The sequence below is a fragment of the Phyllobacterium sp. P5_D12 genome (genome assembly GCF_054049495.1).
In genome coordinates, this window is the sequence record NZ_JBFUMG010000384.1 from 1 (window position 1) to 4448 (window position 4448).

Annotated in this window: 3 protein-coding genes and 2 pseudogenes; 4 read left to right on the forward strand and 1 reads right to left on the reverse strand. The window is 60.9% G+C overall.

Annotated elements, in window-relative coordinates:
* Positions 1-231 precede the first annotated feature (231 nt).
* The 4 genes and pseudogenes from ACXJ5O_RS19935 to ACXJ5O_RS19950 form a co-directional block, all read left to right on the forward strand.
* Positions 232-2145, forward strand: a pseudogene (locus tag ACXJ5O_RS19935) (PAS domain-containing protein); the annotation flags it as partial.
* The gene (locus ACXJ5O_RS19940) at positions 2142-2807 is read left to right on the forward strand and encodes a response regulator transcription factor (RefSeq protein ID WP_457301411.1); all 666 of its coding nucleotides are present in this window, start codon (positions 2142-2144) and stop codon (positions 2805-2807) included. The pseudogene ACXJ5O_RS19935 and the gene ACXJ5O_RS19940, both read left to right, overlap by 4 nt.
* Positions 2786-3163: a response regulator transcription factor gene (locus ACXJ5O_RS19945; RefSeq protein WP_457301412.1), complete on the forward strand. Its 378-nt coding sequence runs from the start codon at positions 2786-2788 to the stop codon at positions 3161-3163. Before ACXJ5O_RS19940 ends, ACXJ5O_RS19945 begins: the two co-directional genes overlap by 22 nt.
* Positions 3164-3177: 14 nt before the next feature.
* Complete coding sequence (locus ACXJ5O_RS19950) at positions 3178-3888, forward strand: response regulator transcription factor (RefSeq protein WP_457301413.1); 711 nt, start codon at positions 3178-3180, stop codon at positions 3886-3888.
* 24 nt (positions 3889-3912) lie between these two features.
* On the opposite strand, the pseudogene ACXJ5O_RS19955 reads toward ACXJ5O_RS19950, so the two are convergent.
* A pseudogene (locus ACXJ5O_RS19955) lies at positions 3913-4448 on the reverse strand (MFS transporter); the annotation flags it as partial.

Genomic DNA, 4448 nt, shown 5'->3' on the forward strand with positions numbered 1-4448 from the left:
TGCCAGTTCTCTCGAAACCTTCCGAACGTACCGGCAACCGGAATGCGAGTACCATCATGGTTTTCCATGAGGTGCGGCAGGCGCATGGCTGAATTAAACTATCGTATGATTTCGCCAAGCCAGACATCGATTGAGGATGGTATAAGAAGCGTACAGGGTCCCGAGGTTTGCTTTGCCGGGCAGGAGCAGCTGATTATGCCAATAGAAATCGAAGGCCACAAACCGGTCGAGGAGACACTGCGCGATCGGGAGAACGAGCTCTCGCAGCTCATCAACATGGTTCCGAGCCACCTGTGGCGCCTGACTCCGGAGGGGGAGCCGACTTTCTTCAACAAGCGCATGGTCGACTTCCTTGGCCTCGACGTTCCGGATATGGACAAGCCGGGAATCAGCCGATTGGAGGCGGTTATCGAGACCGTCCATCCGCACGATGCAGCGGAGTTTAGGGACACACTTAACCGCTGTCTCGTCACGGGCGAGCATTTCACCATGAGGTATCGCTTGCAACGCGCCGACGGTGTTTATCGTTGGATGTCGAGCCGCGCCGAGCCGATGCGGGATCCGGGCGGACATATTGTCCAGTGGTACGGCCTCTGTCACGACATCGACGACCAGATGCACGCCGAAGAGGCGTTGCGGCAAAGCGAGCGGCAGCTTCAGCAGATGATCGACGCCGTGCCGGTCCGCATCTGGAGCGTCACGTCGATGGATGGGCCGGTGTACTTCAACAAGCGATACCAAGACCATTTCCGCGCCGTGATCGCCGACTTCGAAGCTATCGAGGAGCCGCGCATCGAAACATTGCTGCAAGAGTTGATCTATCCCGAAGACGCCCCTGAAGTGCAGCGAACATTGCTGAATTGTTTTGAATCTGGCCGCGGCACCGTCATGCGGTTTCGGTGGCTTGAGAAAGATGGCGCCTATCGGTGGGCAGAGTGCAGGGTGGAGCCCCGTCGTGATCAAGACGGAACGATTGTGCAATGGTACGGCGTTTCTCTCGACATCGACGATGAAGTGCGTGCGCAGGAGGCGCTGCGCAATCGGGAGCGGGAGCTCTCGTTGCTCGTGGACATGGTTCCGAGCAACCTTTGGCGCCTGACCCCGGACGGGGAGACCACCCTTGCCAACAAGCACATGGCAGACTTTCTCGGTGTAAACCTAGAGGACAAGCGCCAGCTGGCGGTAGTGTTCGACGCCATCTTCCATCCGGACGATGTTGACGCGGTGTCGGATGTTTTGGGGCGCTGTCTCAAGACAGGCGAGCTCTTCTCCATGAAATATCGCCTGCGCCGGCACGACGGTGTCTATCGCTGGATGTCGGGCCGGGCCGAGCCGCTGCGCGCTCCGGACGGACGCATCGCCCAGTGGTTCGGCCTCTGTCACGACATAGACGATCAGGTGCATGCGGAAGAGGCGCTACGACGCGCATCCGAGCAACTCGCGCGGGCTACTCAGGCGGCCAGCCTGGCCGAGCTTTCCGCCTCGATTGCGCACGAAGTGAACCAGCCGCTGGCGGCTATCGTTGCCAATTCCCACGCATGTCACCGTTGGCTGTCCGCCGAGCCCCCGAACGTAGAGCGCGCGAAGATAACGGCTGAGAGCATCACCCGCGACGCCAATTCGGCGGCGGATGTCGTCAGCCGCATCCGCGCCCTTTTCCGTCAGGCACCTCGAGCCAGGTCGTCTGAAAATATCAACCACTTGATTGGCGAAGTCTGCCAACTGATGGCTGATGGGACCGCGGCGAAAGGCATCCGCATCGAAACGAATCTCGAGCCGGACCTGCCGTCCGTCGCGCTCGATCGCGTCCAGGTACAGCAGGTCTTTGTGAACCTGGTGCGAAATGGGGTCGAGGCGATGGACAGCGCCATGGTCGACGGCGCGCGTGCGCTCCAGATAAGCTCACTCCGTGACGGTATTGACGCGATCCGCATCGAGGTTCGCGACGCCGGAACTGGCTTCGAGGACGCCGAGCGCGTTTTCCAGCCGTTCTTCACAACCAAGCAGCACGGGATGGGTATGGGGCTCGCCATCTGCCGTTCAATCATCGAATCGCATGGGGGCCGACTCTGGATGGCCAACAACGAGACCCGTGGGGCGACCGTCGCTTTCACGCTTCCGTTGGAGGCAAGCGAGGCGCCATGAGCCAGCGCGAGGAAATGGTCTTCGTGGTGGATGATGATGCCAGGGTGCGCGAGGCAATCAGCGAACTGTTGGAGTCCTTGGGATGGCAGTCCGAGACGTTCCCCGCGGCCGCGGACTATGTCGCCTATGCGAAGCCCGATCTCCCCGCTTGCCTGATCCTCGATGTCGAGCTGCCCGACATCAACGGTCTGGAGTTCCAGAAGCAGCTATCCGACGATGTCCATCCCCCGATCGTATTTATAACAGGGCATGGCGACATTCCGTCCTCGGTACGGGCCATTCAGGGAGGTGCCATCAACTTTCTGACCAAGCCGGTCGGAGAGAACGATCTGGTTGCGGCCGTTCGGGCGGCGATCGACCGGGATCGCATTCAACGATCGGCGCGCGCGGAGCAGTCCGAGCTTGCTCGCCGCCTGGCGGCTCTTACCCCGCGTGAACGCGAGGTGCTGCCGCTCGTCGTCAGCGGCCTGCTGAACAAACAGGCCGCCGCAGAGCTCGGCATCAGTGAGATTACCCTTGAAATCCACCGCAGCAAGATCATGCACAAAATGCGGGCGGAATCGCTCGCCGACCTGGTGCGGATCGCTGAAAAGCTGCGGATTCCAATCACTCATTCCAGACGTTCAGGAAGCTTGCAAGAATGCCCAACCCGCAGTCCGTGATAGCGATCGTCGATGACGACCAGCGCCTGCTCGAATCGCTTGAGAATCTTCTTGAGTCAGCGGGGCACGTCGTGCGGGCATTCTCCTCGGCTCAGACCCTGCTCGAAAGTAATACAGTCCCGGAGATAGATTGTCTGATCACAGACATCGGCATGCCCGGCATGGACGGCTTCGAGTTGCAGCGCTTGATGAGCGAGAGACGCCCTGACTTGCCAGTGATCCTGATTACCGCCCGCCATGAAGTAATTGAGCTGTTGCAGGCGAAGCACAACTGGTTCTTCCGCAAGCCTTTCGACGGGCAAGCGTTGCTTGCAGCGATTGGTGACGCTTTGACCGGAAAGGAGAATTCACGATGAGTGTAAGTTATCATATGAGTGAGAGCTATAAGAGCAAAGTGCTCAACCGATCTCAGTCCGCAAGCAACTGGGCCGAAGGGGATCGCCCGCTGGTCATCCTCGTGGACGACGAAGCCAGCCTCCGGGAGGCGCTCCAGGAGCTCCTGCATTCGGTGGGCATCGAGACGATCAGCTTCGCCTCCACGGGCGAATTGCTCGAGGCTGAACTCCCGGATCGGCCAGGCTGCCTCGTCGCCGACGTACGGATGCCTGGCCTAAGCGGCTTGGACCTCCAATATCGGCTAGCCGAGAGCGGCGAGGCCAAACCGATCATCTTTCTCACGGCCCATGGCGACATCCCCATGTCGGTGCAGGCGATGAAAGCGGGAGCTGTCGACTTCCTCACCAAGCCGGTGCGCGACCAGACGCTGCTCGATGCGATCGCCGCCGGCATTGAGCTTGATATCCAGCGGCGGGCGCACGCGCGGATACTGAAGGAGTACCTAAGCAAGTTCGCGCTGCTCACTCCGCGCGAACGTCAGGTCCTACGCGAAGTCGCGGCTGGCCGGCTGAACAAGCAGATCGCTTTCTACCTCGGCATCAGCGATATCACTGTCAAGCTCCATCGCTGCAACGTCATGCGCAAGATGCAGCTGACTTCCGTCGGCGAACTCGTTCGCGTCTGGGAGATGTTGCCTGCCGAGGTACGCAAGACTGTGGAGGCCGCGCCGCTTCAAACGCATTGACCGAGTTGAGAAATCATGGGCGGTTCATGCCGGAGCGTCGGTAAAGTGCGAGGCACGGGCGGTTCCGCTGAGGCGCCGAATAACGACCATGGCGAGCCCCCATGCGGCCGCCGTGATCGCGACGCAGACGGCAGCGAGGCCTGCGTAGCCTACCGCCGCAATCACGGAGCCGGCCATCAGAGGGCCGGCGGCGAAGCCAAACAGATAGGCCGACCCCGCCGCCGCGGCCCAACGCCCGCTGCGGTCGAGCGCGGCGGCAAGGCCGAAAAGGTAGGGAATCGAGAAGTAATAAATGACACCCGACGCGACAAGAGCGACAAGGTAGACTGTCGGATTGCGCGAGAGACAGAGCGCCAGGGCGACGAGTGTAAGGCCGACGCAGAACCCCGAGAAAGGAATCGCTCGTCCCCAGCGCACGTTGAGCGCGGTCGCGGCTCCTGCACCTGCAAGGCCGACCAAGGTGGTGATCGTCAGCGCATAGCCCACCGCAGTCGTGTCGAGGCCTGCGCGCTCGCCCAAGGGCGTGCTGAACGCGTAGACCGCGGCAGAGACGGTAAGAT

Bases quoted from the DNA above. Each gene is read 5' to 3' on its own strand.
- ACXJ5O_RS19940 (WP_457301411.1), top strand. From the start codon at position 2,142: ATGAGCCAGCGCGAGGAAATGGTCTTCGTGGTGGATGATGATGCCAGG.
- ACXJ5O_RS19945 (WP_457301412.1), top strand. From the start codon at position 2,786: ATGCCCAACCCGCAGTCCGTGATAGCGATCGTCGATGACGACCAGCGC.
- ACXJ5O_RS19950 (WP_457301413.1), top strand. From the start codon at position 3,178: ATGAGTGAGAGCTATAAGAGCAAAGTGCTCAACCGATCTCAGTCCGCA.